The following is a 17,293-nucleotide window of genomic DNA, read 5'->3' as shown; positions in this document are numbered from 1 at the left end:
TCCCTTCTTGAAATTAATGGAACAGATGCGTCTCTAAGCCCCCTGCATTCTACATGCACGCTAGATCAACATCCCTGAATACGCAACTATTCCATTGATCAATATGAAAGGGACATGTTGAATATGCAGTAATCGATTTACATCGTTAATTGATGCTTTTTCTCAAGAATTCGATTTGCTTTCTGAAATGATCGCCTGTCGTATAATGACCGTTGAACGGGTACACATGCATTTCCTTAGGCACCAAGATTTGATTGTACACCGCAAATACCGCCTCCGGCATGCATATCGGATCCTTCAGCCCTACAGACATCAAGACAGGCTTGCGGAGACGATCCGTTAGATTCAGAACATCAAAGTAACTTAATGTCCACATCACTTGTGATTCATATTCTGGGTAAGCGGAAATAAAAGCTGCTGCCTCAGTCAGAGATCCTGTGGAGTGCAATATGCCGAAATCCATATGGCACATGTTCGGAATATCCGCAATTGTCTTGGCAGGAATGTCGCTTAGCGCAGATACGAGCAAGGACAGCCCTCCCCCTTGGCTGGCACCAGCAACATAGATACGCCCCTTATCAATTTCTGGCTGCTGGAACACCCACTCCACGGCTTTAATCGCATCGACGGTGATGGCCTGATAATAGCTTTTTTCCGGATGAAGTATGCCTTGTGTTATCCAGCCCTTTGTCATGCCGAATGAATGAGACAGCTCATTTCCGGTGTCGCCTCCCTGGCCCCGAACATCAACTGCAAATACCGCATAACCCATCAGAAGCCAATCGGCATAGCTCTCCGGATATCGTTTGCTGCCATGGTAGCCATGGTAGATAACCACACAGGGCAGTTTCGCCGCATCCATGAATTTTGGAAGTACATACCATCCATGTATCGGGGTATGATCATATCCTTCATACGTAATCTGGTATGCTGTCATGTACGGGGACAAAGTGTCTGCTTCCTCACGCTTCCCGTTCAGCGGCTTATTCCGCGATGCCCCTAGTGTCCGTTCCCAAAAAAGCTCAAAATCATCTGCCGCTGTTCGCTCGGCCGAATAAGCATATAGCTCTGCTTTTCTTTTCTCTAAAATGTTCATGTATGACTCCTTCCTGCATACGATCGCATGTTCTCTGTCTTTGTTATTTGTTATTTGTCATTTGTTATTTTTCATTTCTCACATGAGCCAAAGATCAAATCAAACTCAAAGTACAATGTAAGTACATGTTCATAGTACAATATAATCACATGCCTACTCTAGCTTTTCCATTTCGAATAACAGGTATGGTATGCACCGCATAAGGAGGAACAAGATGAACAGACAGCGAGGATTAACATATGTTCTCCTGATCGTATTGCTGCTTTCAGGATGTACTGCAGAATCAACGCAGACCTTACCAGATGGCAAATCTGCACCTGCAAAAATAACATTGACTCCCGCAGACCCATTTGAGGGAGAAGCAGCCAAACTAAAGCCTTTTCTCGGTAATATGACAGGAGCATTTACGTTACGCTATGAAGGAAAAAAACCGCATGCAAGTCTGGACATTGAGATATGGAAGCATGGAAAGAAAGTTGAAACTGTCGGTGGCGTTGGCGATTTATTCCTCACCCCAAATCAAGAGGAACACAAAGAAATTGAGCTTATAATATCCATAGATACGTCAGGTTCTATTAACGAGCAAGGTAATATGAAACAGATTAAAGTTGGGATAGCCCATGAATCCGGTACAAACTTGTACACCGTTTTCACAAATCCATCGAAGAAAAAGGAGGTTGGAAGTACGCTTATGTCATACAGCAACCCTAAATCCTTCCTTGCAAAGGATTCAATTCCGGTATGGGGTATGCAAATGACAAGTTCTCACAAAATAATAACTTCCGTTTTGTCACCAGAATCGTTGAGCAATATCGAAGAGGCCATTCTATTTACGCTGCGGTTTGAGGACTAATCTTCTTATAGGGCTCAATTAGAACGGAATAACGAAGGAGCGTGTGACCTTTGCAAAAATCCTGTGTTCCGACTGGCGTGAACCTCAAAGATACCGCCTTCGGCTATACATTATCCTTAATCGGCGGCAAATATAAAATGATCATTATGTACTGGCTGGCTCAACAAAAGGTGATGCGGCACAATGAACTGAAGCGCAGTATTGGTACAATATCATTTAAATCGCTAAGTGTCATGTTAAAAGAAATGGAGGCGGACGGCCTAGTTATTCGCAAGGAATATCCGCAAGTACCTCCCAAAGTAGAATATTGCTTATCAGAGCGTGGTCTTTCGCTCATTCCTCTATTAGATATGATGTGCGACTGGGGAGAAAAGAACAGATTGCCTTCCTTAGATACCGTGGAGCGCTAAAATGACGAAAAGAAGTATTTCCCTATAAGGGCAATACTTCTTTTGCTATAAGGATTAATTGCTTACCGGTTGTCAATGATATTCACATTCAGCCAATGCAGCTTTTCGATTTTTTAATTCGTCCCCACCCTTTGAACTATAAACTCATCCATAAGTGAAAACTTCATTGAAGCCGTTTCCTTCTATTTGCTTAACAATCAGCAAGCAGATTTCATAAATATACGATTGTACCTTTCACTTTTGTTCCTATGACATATCAATATACTATGCGCTAATCCCCTTATTAAGGGCGAGCACCAATACAGAGAAGCAAACAGACACCGGCCTTAAAAAGAATCAGGGAAAACGTGATAATCCTAGAACAAAGCCGCCTAACAAGAGTCCCATCAAGCCAGCGATTCCTTCATCATCTATCGAGAAATACTGAATAATGAGGGCATGGCATAAGTAATTATTTGATAGATACGGGGCGCATCACATTAGAAGCAATGGCAGTCCGGACGAACATCTATGATTCACAGATTCATACCGTACAAATCACAAAAAGCTGAATGTATATTCAATTCCTTTTTCCTATGAGTAACGAATATCAATGTGGAGGGAATGCCGTTGGATCCATTTCAAATACAGCCGTGGGAACATCTAATTGATGCCGTACCGCCAGGAACCATTCTTGAGCAGTATGTGCCTCCAGAGGTGGAAGAGACCGCGCGCCATGTGATGACAAAATATGACATGCAAGTATCCAGCATGGTGCTGATAACCTCTAAACCTGACAAGGGCGGCGCGATTTGGCGAATTGAAACGAATCATGGTTCACGAAGCCTTAAGGTTCTTCATCGTACCCCTGCTCGCAGTTTGTTCAGTATCGGGGCACAGCAGTATCTGGTTGATCAAGGAGCTCGCGTACCAGCACTTATCTCCACGGTTGAAAACAAGGTATATGTTGAAGCAGGAGGAAAGCTATGGATTGTAACGGACTGGATAGAGCAAATGCAGCCTGTTTCTAAGATTGACTTAGAGGGAGCAGCTGCACTATGTTACGGTCTCGGCGAATTCCATCGATTCTCGAAGGGATACGTTCCTCCTGCAGGTGCGGGCAAGTCTTCAAGATTATACACATGGCCCGATTATTACGAGAAAATCATTGCAAAAATCGGATGGTTCCGGGACATTGCCTCAGCCTATCGCGAGTTCCCTGTCAGTCAGCAACTGCTCGATGTTGTTGATGAATTCCAGAATCAAGCGAAGGAGACATTAGATCGATTACTGAACGTTTCGAAATACACCAACATGGTGGCTATGGGAGAGCCATATTGGGGGTTGGTTCATCAAGACTACGGATGGTCTAATGGCCAGATGGGACCCGGTGGAATATGGGTTATTGACCTAGATGGGGTAGCGTACGATCTTCCTTTTCGCGATTTGCGAAAATTGATTACGAGTACAATGGATGATATAGGATACTGGGATACAACTTGGATACGCGGAATGATAAGTGCTTACCATGAAGCCAACCCAATGGATCGGGAAATGTTCGAACTGCTTTGCTTGGATATGGCATTTCCGAACGAATTCTATAAGCATGTCAAAGAAATCGTGTTTGACCCAACCACCTTCATGAGTACGGAATTGGAAGGCGTGCTGCAACGCGTACTTGCTACGGAAAGCACCAAATGGCAGGCTTTGAAAGAGCTGGCCAGCGATATTGAAAATTATGCTCCCGGTGATTATGCTAGCGGTGAATTCGTATATAATGCAATTCCTTCTATCTCCATACAACCAGTATCTGCCCCTGCACTCCATCCAGACGGTAAACCTGCAACTGATACGATATCAAACATCATATCGGATTCTGATATCGTTGATCGAACCGATGCTACAGCATCTAATCCAACAGCAGCTGCAGCCGATTCCGCACCTGAAGCGATCTTTGATAGAAAACGCAGCAGCAAAACTATTCGTCGAAAGCGTAGAAGAACACGCCGACACAGCACAAATAGAGCGTTGTCACAAAAAAAGCTTGCGCTTCGCCGCAAGCGTAAAAGAAAATCTTTAGGCCAACGAACAATATCCATAGTCGGCCGAAAAAAGAGATTGTTCCGTTCATTGGTCAGTCGAAAGAAGAGGGCGCTCCGTTCATTGGTCAGTCGAAAGAAGAGATCGCTCCGTTCAGCAAAGCTGCGCAAAAACAGGAAAAAATTACGCTTCCGTAAAACTGGATAAGACAGGAGGACACATACGGCATGAACATATTAATGATCTGTACGGAGAAGCTTCCTGTCCCGAATATAAGGGGCGGCGCCATTCAAACTTATATCGGAGGAGTAGCTTCTTTGTTGAGCCGGAAGCACCACCTTACGATACTCGGTCGATCAGATCCGGAGCTTCCTGATGTTGAGGTCGCTGAAGGAATTCGTTATGTACGTCTTCCTTCAGAGGGATTGTTCGAGCTTTATGCCGAAGGAGTTATTCGATTTCTCACTCAGCATGGAGAGAAGTACGATCTAATTCATATCTTTAATCGCCCACGCTTGGTCCTCCCCGTGCGGAGTGTAGCACCTCATTCACGAATCATCTTAAGTATGCACAATGACATGTTCCACCCCGGCAAAATTCATCCGGAAGAAGGAAAAGCCGTTGTAGAACAGACGGAAACCATTATTACAATCAGCAAATATATTGGACAGGAAATATGCAGATATCATCCTCACGCCGCAACAAAAATACGAACCATATATTCGGCAGCAGACACCTCTCTGTTCGCACCATGGGTCGAGTCCGATTATGCTCGCAATACTCGCAACAGCCTTCGCGCAGAGCATCAGCTTTCTTCAAAAAAAGTCATTTTATTTGTCGGAAGACTATCTCGAAAAAAAGGGCCCCACGTGCTTGTACGTGCGATGTCGCATCTGAAACATTCGGATGCCGTGCTAGTTATTGTTGGCGGTGCATGGTACAGCGATAATAAAGTCAGTGATTATATTGGATATGTAAGAGCAATTGCGGCCCGCTCCCCTATTCCAGTTATTACGACCGGATATGTGCAGGCGAACGAAGTACATCGATGGTTTTGTGCAGCGGATATATTCGTTTGTACCTCAATATGGAATGAGCCGTTGGCGAGAGTACATTATGAAGCGATGGCAGCAGGCCTTCCATTTCTCACAACTTCACGCGGTGGTAATCCAGAAGTAGTTCTTCATAATAATGGGCTTCTGATTGAAGATCCCGAGAATCCGATCGAATATGCGGATAAGCTGAACCATCTTCTTTCGAATATGGAAGAATGCAAACAGATGGGGTTAAGAGGAAGACGAATTGCAGAGAAACAGTTCATATGGCAGCGTGTCGCCCAAGAAATATTGGAGGTATGGAGCTGAGTCACTGCTTTTGATCAAGAGTGGCGTCGATAACTTCGACGCCACTTCTTACCTATAAACCATATACTTGTCGAAGCGATGCAACTTCCTGCTCAAGCCCTGCAAGCAAATCTACCTGCGGATTGTAACCAAGCAGCTTCTGCGCCTTGCTTATATCAGCCCATGTATGACTTGGCTCCCCATAGGTATTGCCCATATACTGAATCTGAACCTTATGTGGAATCAGCTTCTGTAGAAAATCAATACATTCCAATATGGAGGCGCGCTGCTTGCCACCGATGTTCAAGGTTTCCCCTAGAATCCCGTTCGCATGAACGGCGGCTGCAACCCCCTCTACACAATCAGACACATAGGTAAAGTCGCGAGTTTGGCTGCCATCTCCATATAAGCTTATCGGTTCACCGTGAATCAGTTGACGAATAAAGCGGTGAAAGGCCATATCTGGACGTTGTCTGGGTCCATATACAGTGAAAAAGCGAAGCACCGTGACCGGAATGCCGTCATTGTGCAAATATACCCGACAGAGGTTCTCCCCGGTCAATTTGCTGACGCCGTAAGGCGACAAAGGCTCAGTGACTGCACTTTCATCGACTCTCCCGTTTTTTTCTCCATACACAGATGATGTCGAGGCATAAATAAATTTGCGAACGGGGTTCGACTTGCAAGCTTCCAATAATCGCTGTGTTACCACGATATTATGAGAGGCATAATGATAAAAATCTGATCCCCAGCTTGATCTCACTCCTGGCATGCCTGCTAAGTGGCACACTACATCAACATCCTTCAGCAGTAATTCGTTGTTGGATTCTAAAAGATTTGCTTCGTGAAAGGTAAATCTTGAATGATTCCGCAGCGAGTCGAGATTGCATTCTCTATGATGCCGCGGTGTTGATGAATCAATATAGCCATCAACGCCAATTACGTGTACATTTTCGTCCTGGAGCAGTCGTTCACACAGATGGGAGCCGATGAATCCAGCAGCTCCCGTCACCAAGACATACATATTTGTGTGCTCACCTCCCTATCTATTGCTTAAAATAATCTTCTATTTTTCTCTCTATTTGTGCCCACCCACTCCTAGATAATCGTATCCGAACTCTATCATCTCGGCTGCCTTCAGCATATTCCTGCCATCCAGCAGAATAGGAGTTTGCATGACATCAATGGCCTCTTTCCAATTCATCGCTTCATATATCGGCCATTCTGTGCAAATGATGACTGCTTCCGTATTCTGCAGCGCATCTGAAATATGGGAATATTGAGTCAACCGAGCTGCTGGATCGTTGAAAGGAAGTTTAGCAACGGGATCGTGAACGCTAACGATGGCACCACTGTTCAATAATTGAGTAATGATAGCAAGTGAAGGCGCCTCTCTTATGTCATCCGTTCCCGGCTTGAAAGCTAGTCCGAGGATCGCTATCCTTTTTCCTTCAAGTGTACCGAGCTTGGCTGTCAGCTTCGTTAGAAAATATGAAACTTGGCTCTGATTAATTTGTACTACTTTCTCTAGCAAGCTAAGATGAATGCCATACTGCTCCGCTGTGCTTATTAATGCGTTAACGTCTTTGGGGAAGCACGAGCCTCCGTATCCGATGCCTGCTCGCAAGAAAGAAGAACCGATTCGGGGATCTAGCCCCATACCTTGTGCAACATCAGAAATCGATACACCACATTGATCACACAATCTGGCTAGTTCATTCATATAAGAAATCTTAGTCGCTAGAAAAGCATTGGAGGCATATTTGATAAGCTCTGCTGTAGAGGGTTGTGTCCGGATTATAGGCCCCGTGTAAGTCCGATAAAGGCTGCTTACAACATCAGCTGCAACTTGCGAATCGGTACCAAGAATAATTCGATCCGGATGAAGCGCGTCATGAAGTGCACTGCCTTCCCGGAGGAATTCGGGGTTAGATACGACATCAAATGATATTGGTTTCCTTTGTTTGCTGCCAATCCATGCTGCGACTTTTTTCTGAGTTCCTACTGGCACCGTGCTTTTCACAACAATGACTTTGTGTTCTTGCATATATTCGCCAATCCATTCTGCTGCCCGTTGTATATATGATAAATCAGCACTTCCATCTTCTCGAGACGGTGTGCCCACACAAATAAAAAAGATTTGATGATTTTCAATAGCTTGCTTTACATCCCTAACAAACCTGATGTTCCCCTGCTGTGCATGATTTTGCAGCAGCTCTTCTAGGCCTGGCTCATAGAAGGGGAGTTCTCCCTTCTCCAAGGAGCAGAGCTTGAGATGATCCGTGTCGAATCCAGTGATTTTCCATCCACTTTCAGCAAAAGCAAGAGCAGTAGTTGTCCCGACATATCCAAGACCTATGACCAAAATATCGATGCTATTCACCCCCTCGACGGTGAAGCGATATCATGTTGATTCGCGATCACATTGTTGAGTTGTGCATTTGTAATGCTGACATCCTGCAGCACAATGCTGTTCTTGATGCTGCAGTGACTGATCTTGGCTCTAGGTCCGACAGTTACATAGGGACCAATGATGCAATCCTTCAATTCACTGGTTGGATCGATTACAACCGGCGGGATCAGTCGACATCCCGGATACTGGAAGTGCAATTCACGAAGATTATCATCCCCGATATCATCCAGTACCCAATGGTTCGCCTCTAACCATCGTCCTATCGTTCCGATGTCTGTATGGTTTTTATCCGTAATCGTATAACCAATCGAATATCCTTGGTCTATCAACCACTGAATAGCATGTGTAATCTCATACTCTCCCCGCGCTGACGGAGATATAGAACGAACTGCCTCGAATATGTTAGAAGTAAACACATATGCCCCAAGCGACGCTAAATTCGATTTTGGATTCTCGGGCTTCTCTTCCAGCCCTATTACTTGATCATCGCATATTTCTACAATTCCATAATCCTGCGGTTGAGCTACCTCTCCTAACAGCATACATGCGTCGTGCCTTTTTCGCAGAACGCTTTCACAGAGACCTGCCAATGATTCGGTAATTAGATTATCTCCAAGCATAAGTACAAAATTGTTCAAGCCAATATAGCTTTCTGCCTGCCTAACTGCATCGGCAATTCCTAGCGGTATATGTTGGTATATATACGTTATTTCCACTCCCCAACGTTCCCCTCGTCCTAACTGTTCCGCAAATAACGTATGGTGTCCAGGTTGGATCACAATTCCTATTTCTTGAATCCCAACTTCTACAAGGTTACCGATGCAGTAATAGAGAAGCGGAATATTTGCAACGGGAAGCAAAGGTTTGGGGGTCGTAAAGGAAAATGGTTGTACCCGAGAACCCTTGCCAGCACTGAGGATTAACCCCTTCATTATGCTCGCTCCTTTATTAGTTAAAACCATATACCACTATATGACTGACTACTCTTCCTAGTAAGGGCATCTGGAGCTTCATAGAGAAAATATACGGTTGCCATCTGAACTACAGAGAAATAGTCAAAATTCCACGCAACAGCGGTTTCATTTGTCCATACCTTCCTAAAATATAAACATAAAATAGAAGGAACGTTCATAATGTTACTAATCCAATCTAGAGAGGATGGATCCGAGTGAGTAAGAATGAATATGTGAACAAGATCAAAGAGTTAGCGGATATTGATAGCATCGAAATCGAATATGTTGACGGAGAGAAAGTCGAGTACAATACTGATGAAGGCAACGACCTTAATTCTTTTCTAGAAAACATCGACTGGGAACAAGTTGATGATATCGAGGTCGAGTTTGAGAATGGAGATAAGACTAGCATAGATTTGGACAATGACGATGACGACGATGAAGATGATGAAGATGATTACGATGACGACGACGATGAAGATGAAGACGACGATGAAGATGAAGACGATGATGAAGATGTCAGTGAAGAGCTCGATATTGACGTTGATGATGAAGATGTCAGTGAAGAGCCCGATATCGACGTTAATGATGAAGGTGTCAGCGAGGAGCTCGATATCGACGATGATGAAGATGATGTCAGCGAGGAGCTCGATATCGACGATGATGAAGATGAAGACGATGAAGATGAAGAATAGCGAAATGCTTGTTAGTGATGACGATTTATAAAAGGCATTACAATAGGGAAAATCACAAAAGACGAGGAGCAAGCACCTCGTCTTCTTTACATTCGCATTTCCACTTTAATCCTATCCCTAGCCGACCACAACGAAAACTATATATTTTGCTTAAAGAAATTACTGCTTACAGGTTGTCAATGAAATTCACATATTCAAGAGCACTTTGTTCCAACTTGCTTTCGGAAGGGTCATTTTCTGCCCCGTAAAACGCATAGAATGAGCGATAATCTGCTTTACAGTATTGAAAGCTCATTTCAAATGGGGATAAAATTTGTGCAAGTGAATAACGATATTTCCCCTCATCCTCAATATCCTCTTTTTTAATGCCAGCAGACACAGCCAATGCAGCTTTTCGATTTTTTAATTTGTCTCCACCGTTTGAACCATAAGCCCATCCATACGTAAAAACCTCATCCAGCCATTTTTTAAGCAGCGGCGGACAGTTAAACCAATAAATCGGAAACTGCAATACAAGATTCCCGTGCGACTCTATCAATTGTTGTTCTTGCTGCACATCGATGTTGCCATCAGGATATGCCTTATACAATTCGTGAACTGTATATTTGTCTGGATGCTTTTTAAGTTCCTCTGCCAAGCGCTTGTTGACAACGGAAGTTTCAAGGTTTGGGTGTGTTACGATTACAAGAGTTTTCAACGATTTGACCTCCTTAGATAGGTGTGCCTCTTGAGTATAAGATGATCACTATCAAATTGTAAGTACGCACTTTTAGTTCAGGTACTTACATCAAGGTTAGTGTCAAAAACCGTGATTCCCTTTCACTGGTTACATGCTCGCAACCGATCCACCGTCAACCCGAAGATTACTGCCATTCATGAAGGAAGCTTGTTCGGAGGCTAAAAATACGACGAGCATGTAGTTCACCTTCTCATGAATGGATGTCACTGCGATGAATCACAATCAAAAGAGAGGAGCGTATAGCTGCCCCTCTCTCCGCTTCATTATTCATTCAAATAGGTGGTCACACGGTTCTGAATTAATTTTGCTGCTTCCTGTGCTGACTTTCGACCGCTGAAATACGACTTCGATTCTTCCTTAACAATTGAGAACAACTTGTCATCGCCAGATGAGTAGCCATTTGCTGCTGCCAGAAGGTGCTTGGCCTTGGCAAAATACCCATCAGCCACCTTAACGGTTTTTCCCGATTCTAGCTTGAATGCCCCACTGTTCACTTTACTTTGTACATCGCTGAACTTCTTCTCATTCACCGAGGCAAGTACGGAGAACCCGCGTCTCTCCTGCATCGATTGCGCTTCTTCGGATGCTAAAAAGGATAGGAATCTCCATGCCTCCTCCTGAACTTGCGACTTGGCTGAAATAGCAAGCTGATAGGGGGCATAAAAATTAACGCCGCTGTCCTGCTCTGCTGTATGCGGCCGATGCATCAGTACTGGATTGGAATATAAAGTATGCGGCCATTCGACAAAGTCAGCTGAAGACATCAGCATAGTGGAATAGAATAGCTGCTTGCCGATTTCCGCCTCCTTCGATGTAACAACTTGATGATCATACATGCTCTTGATTTGCTCCATCAGTTCGATAAAGCGCGGTGCATCGAAGCTTGCTTTTTGAATGCGACTATCAACAAACTCCGCATATCGACTGCTAACGATCTCTAGCAGCAGATCCTCTGGCGGGTAGTTGGCCAATGCATAACGGATCCCCCCATCATCACTTGAATGTTGTTTCAATTGCTGAGCCACTTGTTCGAATTGCTGCCATGTCCAATTCTTGTCATCGACCTGAACATTAGCCTTCTTCAGTACATTTCCATCGCTAATAAAACATAACATGTAAAAGGTAAGCGGCATTGAGTATAGTCCATCGTTGATTTTCATCGAATTTATAATATTGGGATATAAATCCCCTTTTTGCAGGAGTTCCTCTTTGTCTATGAACTCGTTCAAATTGACGAACAACTTTTTATTTACATATTTCCCGACAGGCAGACTCGCTACCTCTAAAATATCTGCTCCGCTTCCAGCCAACAGCTCTGTGTTTATCTTCTGCACATATTTGTCGTGATCATTCTCCTCCCATTTTTCATTCGGTTGTTTATATATGTGTAGCTGCACTTCAATGTCCGGATTTTTTTGTTCGAATTTTTTGACAGCGGCCTTATAGAACGAATCCGTGCCCATCATTGACATCGTAACGATCGTCTTTCCATCCTTTGTTTTTTTCGGCTTTTCCCCTTGCTCCCTAGAGCCGCAAGCCATTGTCATTGTCAATAGCGCCATACAAGCCAACACTATCAGTAGTCGTTTTTTCACCGCTATCTCCTCCTCTTTCTTTTTTCGACATCAGACATATTGCAGATTATTGCAATCGAACTCGGTTGCCATTTTGTATAGGCTCACTGCTATTCATAATAATCAGTTCCTGCTCGTAAATGCCGTCAGGCTGAACCAATGTGACCTTGTCGTTGCTTTCCAAAATCGTAACGAGGGCCTTGCGTACAGTGAATGCATTGCCAAGCAGGCCCATCTGTTCATCCACGACGTACACATACGTTCCTTCCCGATCGCGATGAATCGCTTGATTGGATATGATCATTCCTTCTTGGTGAGATCGCTTCATCAACGTAATTCGTGCTACTTCACCGCCTCTCAAGCTCTTGTCTGTAATTTTGAGACGAACAATCTTATATACCTGTGGGACAGATATCTCCCCCGCGCTGCTCCCCGCTGCGACTGGATCGTTAGAGCTTACCGCCGTATCCTTTATTTCCGTTATCGTAGCATCAAGCTGACGTGACTGTTTCTTAGTCTGTTGGGTGACCTGTACTTCAGTTTGCACGATGTCGCCAATTGTTAAAGCAAGGTTTGTCAAGCGCGCTGCATCCATTGTAAGTTCGAAAAAGTAACCGCCGCTGCTGTTAGAAACCAGAACATCAGGCTCACCTGCAGATGCCAATCCTTCAACAGCATGAATTTTGGTGACGATCCCATCGAATGGGGCAGCAATACGATTCTGCTTCGCCAATTGTCTGCTTCGTTCATTCACTTTACGTGTTTGAATCTCGATATCCAGCTTGCGTGTATGTATATCTCGGGATGCGCTTCGGAGCTTCATCTCATCCCTATCTACAGTAGAAGAAGTAATAAACTGATCTTGAATGGTTTGCAGCTCAATGTGCTGCTTCTCTAAATTCGCCTTTTCGTCCAGCAATTCACGCTCTGCAGTGATGCTGTCGTAAGTTACTAAAGTCTGCCCTTTTCTGACTTGTGCACCTTCCTTCACCAATACCTTACTTACTTTCCAGCCAGCAGGATTCATCAACTTGACTTCTAAAATAGGACGCAGTATGCCGCCCCCAACCAGCTTATGGTCAAGACTGCCGCTTACTGCCTTTTCGGTTATCACTTTGGGCAGCATCAGTGATTCAAATGTGTTGCTGAACAAGGTGAGTACAGCCAACACGACTATTAATAATATGGATATCCTCTTTACAACCTGCTTGCGTTTGCGATCATGGTTATCTTCTTGCAGCCCAGCAACTGACACTCGCTATTCCTCCTACTCTGAAAGCTACCCTTTAATGCCGGACAATTGAATGCCCTCGATGAAGTATGATTCCGCATATAAAAACAGCAGCACCATAGGAGCCATGTAAAGCATGGAGGCGGCAAATGCAACGCCCTTTGCCCCTTCGTTGATTTTGGACAAATAGACCGACAACGGCTGCTTCAATGGATCATTGAAAAAAATGAGCGGCTGCTCTACCATGTTCCAATAATCGACGAACAGCAGAATGACAAGTCCCGCGATTCCCGGCTTGACCAGCGGCGAAATAATGGTGAAAAATATCCGCATATGACTGGCCCCGTCTATTTTCGCAGCTTCAATGTAGGCATACGGAATATGAAGCATGAACTGCCTGAGCATGAACACACCAAATGCAGCGAAGATTCCCGGTAAAATAATGGAGCTTGAATGATTGAGCAAGCCTAGCCGATCCGCCATAATATAATTTGGTACAAGCGTTACTTGGAACGGCATAAGCATAGTCAACAGGTATATTAAAAATATCGCTTCCCGACCGCGAAATCGCAGCTTGGAGAAGGCATAAGCTGCCAGTGCTGCTATTGCTGTTTGTCCAGCAATGATCGGCACAACCAGAAATACGGAATTCCAAAACATGGACAGGTATTTCGGACTTTTTATCAAAATGTTGAGATACTGTTCTGCTGACACTTGATCCGGTAATAGCTTCAAATTGGCAAACTGATGCGAATGTGGAACGGCAGCATCATTCATCTTGCCGATTAAAACGTAGTTCCGCTCAATTTCCTGCTCTGTCATTATTGAGTTTGTGAATGTTATCACTATTGGTGCTAGCATGATGACTGCGATGCATGCCATGACGATCGTTAACAGACATGCGCGAAACTTATTTTGCGTTGTGTGCAACTCACCCCCTCCATTCTTATTCCATTGACTGTCGGAACCGACGCTCGATCGCATACAGTGCCAGGACAATGAAAAGTATGCAGACCGCCATTATGGTTGCCGCCGCTGTCAGCTTCTGAATGTCAAGAGACATGAACATATTATTCATGTAATGCTGCAGCATGTAGATGCTGTCATGCGGATAATCGCCCGCGACAAGATACGTTTCGCGAAATACTTTAAATGAGTTAATGATGGACATCAGTACAACGAAAAACATCGTCGGAGTCAAATAAACCAGCGTTATACTGCTAAACATACGCATGCGACCCGCCCCCTCGATTGCCGCCGTCTCATAATAATCATTCGGAATCTGCTGCAAACCTGCCAGAAATAAAATCATGTTATACCCTATATTTTTCCACATAAAGACAACAATGACGGCTATTCGGGCGGCATCAGACTTCATCCAATCCACGCGCTCGAAGGAAAAGGCACTAAGCCAGGCGTTCAGCGACCCATTCCAGTCTAGAAGCACCTGCCAAATTAAGATAATGGATACCGTTGGTACGACAAGCGGCAATACATAAGCTGTCCGCAGTCCTTTTCTCAGATATACATTTTTGTTCAGCAATAGAGCCAGGCCTAATGAAAGTGCAATCATTAGCGGAACACTTAGCGCAGTAAAATAAAAAGTATGTATGGCAGCCTTGCGAAAGGAATCGCTCGCCATCAGATCACGATAATTTGTAAGACCGACAAATTGACCATTGACCGCATTGTCCTGAAACGAATACATGACTCCCATTCCGAATGGAATCAGGTAGAACATGGCGAATCCGATTCCACTAGGCAAAAGAAATAACAGGGCTGCAGCGGCATCTTTGCGAAACCATTTTTTCATCTTCCGATTCATCATCATTCCCATCCTATTTCATAGCTGCACTCTTCATCATTCGACATAAAAAAACCACTTCATTTCTAAGGTCTTCTCTTGTCCTGTAATCAGGATAAGGAACACGAATAAAAAAGAAGTGGTGGTAAAAATAAAGTTTTTCTTAAATTGGATTATTTAGAAGCAACTTCATTGGAGCCTGCTTCATGAGAGGGAGCTATATACATGGGCAGGCACACCTTGAACTTTGTACAAATCACGTCACTTTGCGCTGATATGGATCCATGATGCTGCTCAACAATGTTCTTTGCAATAAATAAGCCCAGTCCCGTGCTCCCTTCACGCTGCGTTCGGGATTCGTCGCCGATATAAAACATGTCGAAAATGTGAGGAAGCTTCTCAGGCGGGATATATGCGCCGTAGTTCACAACTTGAATGACTACCGCACCTGCTTCTGAGCGTGCATGGATATCGATATACTTGCCGTCACTGCCATAGCGAGTTGCGTTCATCAGCAAATTTTCAAATACGCGGGCCAGCATATCTCCATCACCAAGCACAGTCAAGTGAGGATCTATACTCATTCTGGAAATAAGCTGCTGATTTTCATAGACCGGGTACATCTCCTCATTCAATTGCATCAGGAGCTCGCCAACGTCAATTTGATTTTTGCTTATCGACTGCTTCCCGTAATTCGTTCGGGTCAATTCGAACAGCTCCTCAAGCAGCTTCTCCAGCTTCTTCGACTTGGCAAATGCAATTTCAGTGAAGTGCCTGCGCTGTTCATCTGACAGTGCCTCTTCACGAAGAATGAAGTCCAAATATCCAATCACAGACGTAAGCGGGGTGCGCAGATCATGCGCCAAATTCAATATCAATTGATCCTTGCTTCTTTCGGCAAAGTCTCCTCTTTCTAAAGCCCCTCGCAGCTTTAAGCTGGCTTGATTCAAATCGCGGGCGATTTCTTCAAATTCATCGTTGGAAGTTATTTGGACTTCTCTCGTAAAATCCCCGTCAGCCAAATAGCGAATGCCTGTTGAAATTTCTCGAAAGTAAGCACTATATCGTCTCGTGAACAAAAAGAATAGCGTTATGGTAAGGGGGATGTAAATAATTAAGAAAAAATAGATGTCCCCCACATCGCGCATAAAATATCGGACGGCTGTGAACGGATCTTCCAATCTCGTAGTATGATAATAGAGCTGCATTGCTTTAAAAAGCGAATATGTAATGATTCCGGATAACAGCATGCTGCATGCCAGCAGCAAGATCATTTTGAAGCGAAAGCTTCTCAGCAGCTTACCCATTGAACGAATAGCCTACCCCCCATACCGTTTTGATCAGCTTGTTGTTGGCCTTGTCTTCCTTTAGCTTCTTGCGCAAGGTACGAATATGAACCATAACGGTATTGCTGCCTTCATAGTAGGCTTCTCCCCATACCTGTTGAAAAATAAGCTCTGAGCTGTATACCTTTTTGGGAGAACTCGCTAACAAGTATAAAATATCAAACTCTTTTGGCGTCAGCTCGATTTCTTCCCCATACAGACTGACGGTACGCTGTTCAGCATGTATAACAAGACCACCTGCCTGCAGCACGTTTTTGCCTGTTCCTGTCGTCGGCTGATTTAGCTGGATGGAACGGCGCAGCTGTGCATTGACGCGCGCTACCAATTCCATTGGATTGAACGGCTTTGTCATATAATCATCAGCTCCTCTTACCAAGCCGGTAATTTTATCGAGGTCTGAATCTTTTGCGCTAAGGAAAATAATCGGAATGGTATGCTGCTCTCGAATTTGACGAGTTACTTCATATCCATCGAGCTTTGGCATCATAATGTCCAAGATCGCCAAATCAATTGGATGCTTGCGAACGGCTTGAACGGCTGCTTGACCATCTAATACTTGTATATAGTTATATCCTTCCTTCTGAATGTGCAGGGCAATGAGATCGGCAATTTCCGGTTCATCCTCTGCGATTAAGATCGTAATTGGCTTCATTGCTTCAACTCCTAGTTCTATCTTGCTTTTATATATTGTACCAGAGCATCAGTCCCATGTCCGTTATCTAAATTGAATAATGCAGCAAGGAATCGTAGGGCATTTTCATGAACTCAAAGCTACTACTTATTCATCTGATGATACTGATGTCTATGTGAGCAGCGT

General features: G+C 44.2%; 16 protein-coding genes. 5 read left to right on the top strand and 11 right to left on the bottom strand.

The features are described 5' to 3' along the window. Positions 1-145: 145 nt before the first annotated feature. Entirely contained in the window at positions 146-1,096 is a 951-nt protein-coding gene (locus NO352_RS09090; RefSeq protein ID WP_289355410.1) for an acetylxylan esterase, read from the bottom strand. A gap of 214 nt (positions 1,097-1,310) precedes the next feature. On the opposite strand from NO352_RS09090, the gene NO352_RS09085 reads away from it, so the two are divergent. The 4 genes from NO352_RS09085 to NO352_RS09070 all read left to right on the top strand — a co-directional run bounded on the left by NO352_RS09085 (position 1,311) and on the right by NO352_RS09070 (position 5,742). After that, complete coding sequence (locus tag NO352_RS09085; RefSeq protein WP_289355409.1) at positions 1,311-1,949, top strand: hypothetical protein; 639 nt, start codon at positions 1,311-1,313, stop codon at positions 1,947-1,949. A gap of 50 nt (positions 1,950-1,999) precedes the next feature. Further along, positions 2,000-2,359, top strand: coding sequence for a winged helix-turn-helix transcriptional regulator (locus tag NO352_RS09080; protein ID WP_005549235.1), 360 nt, complete (start codon positions 2,000-2,002; stop codon positions 2,357-2,359). Positions 2,360-2,968: 609 nt separating this feature from the next. Then, positions 2,969-4,585, top strand: coding sequence for a CotS family spore coat protein (locus NO352_RS09075; RefSeq protein ID WP_289355408.1), 1,617 nt, complete (start codon positions 2,969-2,971; stop codon positions 4,583-4,585). Between the two features lie 20 nt (positions 4,586-4,605). Beyond that, entirely contained in the window at positions 4,606-5,742 is a 1,137-nt protein-coding gene (locus tag NO352_RS09070; RefSeq protein WP_268600324.1) for a glycosyltransferase family 4 protein, read from the top strand. A gap of 52 nt (positions 5,743-5,794) precedes the next feature. Here the strand turns inward: NO352_RS09070 and NO352_RS09065 are convergent, their stop codons facing one another. The 3 genes from NO352_RS09065 to NO352_RS09055 are packed head-to-tail and all read right to left on the bottom strand — an operon-like array spanning position 5,795 to position 9,066. Next, positions 5,795-6,745, bottom strand: a complete 951-nt coding sequence (locus tag NO352_RS09065; RefSeq protein WP_289355407.1) for an NAD-dependent epimerase/dehydratase family protein — start codon at positions 6,743-6,745, stop codon at positions 5,795-5,797. A gap of 54 nt (positions 6,746-6,799) precedes the next feature. Beyond that, entirely contained in the window at positions 6,800-8,104 is a 1,305-nt protein-coding gene (locus NO352_RS09060) for a UDP-glucose dehydrogenase family protein (RefSeq protein ID WP_353961240.1), read from the bottom strand. Beyond that, positions 8,101-9,066, bottom strand: coding sequence for a sugar phosphate nucleotidyltransferase (locus NO352_RS09055; RefSeq protein ID WP_289355406.1), 966 nt, complete (start codon positions 9,064-9,066; stop codon positions 8,101-8,103). The genes NO352_RS09060 and NO352_RS09055 overlap by 4 nt, the downstream gene beginning before the upstream one ends. Positions 9,067-9,302: 236 nt before the next feature. Between NO352_RS09055 and NO352_RS09050 the strand changes: the two genes are divergently transcribed. Beyond that, positions 9,303-9,782, top strand: a complete 480-nt coding sequence (locus NO352_RS09050; RefSeq protein ID WP_289355405.1) for a hypothetical protein — start codon at positions 9,303-9,305, stop codon at positions 9,780-9,782. A 166-nt stretch (positions 9,783-9,948) separates the two neighbouring features. On the opposite strand, the gene NO352_RS09045 is transcribed toward NO352_RS09050, so the two are convergent. From NO352_RS09045 to NO352_RS09015, 7 genes are all read right to left on the bottom strand, one after another. After that, complete coding sequence (locus tag NO352_RS09045) at positions 9,949-10,479, bottom strand: NAD(P)H-dependent oxidoreductase (protein WP_005549246.1); 531 nt, start codon at positions 10,477-10,479, stop codon at positions 9,949-9,951. A 305-nt stretch (positions 10,480-10,784) separates the two neighbouring features. Beyond that, complete coding sequence (locus NO352_RS09040; RefSeq protein ID WP_289355404.1) at positions 10,785-12,116, bottom strand: ABC transporter substrate-binding protein; 1,332 nt, start codon at positions 12,114-12,116, stop codon at positions 10,785-10,787. A 46-nt stretch (positions 12,117-12,162) separates the two neighbouring features. After that, entirely contained in the window at positions 12,163-13,350 is a 1,188-nt protein-coding gene (locus NO352_RS09035; RefSeq protein ID WP_289355403.1) for an efflux RND transporter periplasmic adaptor subunit, read from the bottom strand. 24 nt (positions 13,351-13,374) lie between these two features. Beyond that, positions 13,375-14,208, bottom strand: coding sequence for a carbohydrate ABC transporter permease (locus NO352_RS09030; protein ID WP_163976616.1), 834 nt, complete (start codon positions 14,206-14,208; stop codon positions 13,375-13,377). Positions 14,209-14,272: 64 nt separating this feature from the next. Further along, positions 14,273-15,139: a carbohydrate ABC transporter permease gene (locus tag NO352_RS09025; protein WP_268593598.1), complete on the bottom strand. Its 867-nt coding sequence runs from the start codon at positions 15,137-15,139 to the stop codon at positions 14,273-14,275. Positions 15,140-15,303: 164 nt separating this feature from the next. Then, the gene (locus NO352_RS09020) at positions 15,304-16,437 is read right to left on the bottom strand and encodes a HAMP domain-containing sensor histidine kinase (protein WP_268619756.1); all 1,134 of its coding nucleotides are present in this window, start codon (positions 16,435-16,437) and stop codon (positions 15,304-15,306) included. Then, complete coding sequence (locus tag NO352_RS09015; protein WP_005549254.1) at positions 16,430-17,128, bottom strand: response regulator transcription factor; 699 nt, start codon at positions 17,126-17,128, stop codon at positions 16,430-16,432. Before NO352_RS09015 ends, NO352_RS09020 begins: the two co-directional genes overlap by 8 nt. Positions 17,129-17,293 lie beyond the last annotated feature (165 nt).

This window comes from Paenibacillus sp. S-12, from assembly GCF_030363895.1.
Taxonomy (GTDB): domain Bacteria; phylum Bacillota; class Bacilli; order Paenibacillales; family Paenibacillaceae; genus Paenibacillus_B; species Paenibacillus_B alvei.
This window is presented reverse-complemented; position numbering and strand designations above follow the sequence as displayed.

Excerpts from the sequence above, each read along its gene's own strand:
- NO352_RS09030 (WP_163976616.1), bottom strand. The coding sequence starts at position 14,208 with ATGGCATGCATCGCAGTCATCATGCTAGCACCAATAGTGATAACATTC.
- NO352_RS09025 (WP_268593598.1), bottom strand. The coding sequence starts at position 15,139 with ATGAAAAAATGGTTTCGCAAAGATGCCGCTGCAGCCCTGTTATTTCTT.
- NO352_RS09065 (WP_289355407.1), bottom strand. The coding sequence starts at position 6,745 with ATGTATGTCTTGGTGACGGGAGCTGCTGGATTCATCGGCTCCCATCTG.
- NO352_RS09090 (WP_289355410.1), bottom strand. The coding sequence starts at position 1,096 with ATGAACATTTTAGAGAAAAGAAAAGCAGAGCTATATGCTTATTCGGCC.
- NO352_RS09020 (WP_268619756.1), bottom strand. The coding sequence starts at position 16,437 with ATGGGTAAGCTGCTGAGAAGCTTTCGCTTCAAAATGATCTTGCTGCTG.
- NO352_RS09015 (WP_005549254.1), bottom strand. The coding sequence starts at position 17,128 with ATGAAGCCAATTACGATCTTAATCGCAGAGGATGAACCGGAAATTGCC.
- NO352_RS09055 (WP_289355406.1), bottom strand. The coding sequence starts at position 9,066 with ATGAAGGGGTTAATCCTCAGTGCTGGCAAGGGTTCTCGGGTACAACCA.
- NO352_RS09070 (WP_268600324.1), top strand. The coding sequence starts at position 4,606 with ATGAACATATTAATGATCTGTACGGAGAAGCTTCCTGTCCCGAATATA.
- NO352_RS09085 (WP_289355409.1), top strand. The coding sequence starts at position 1,311 with ATGAACAGACAGCGAGGATTAACATATGTTCTCCTGATCGTATTGCTG.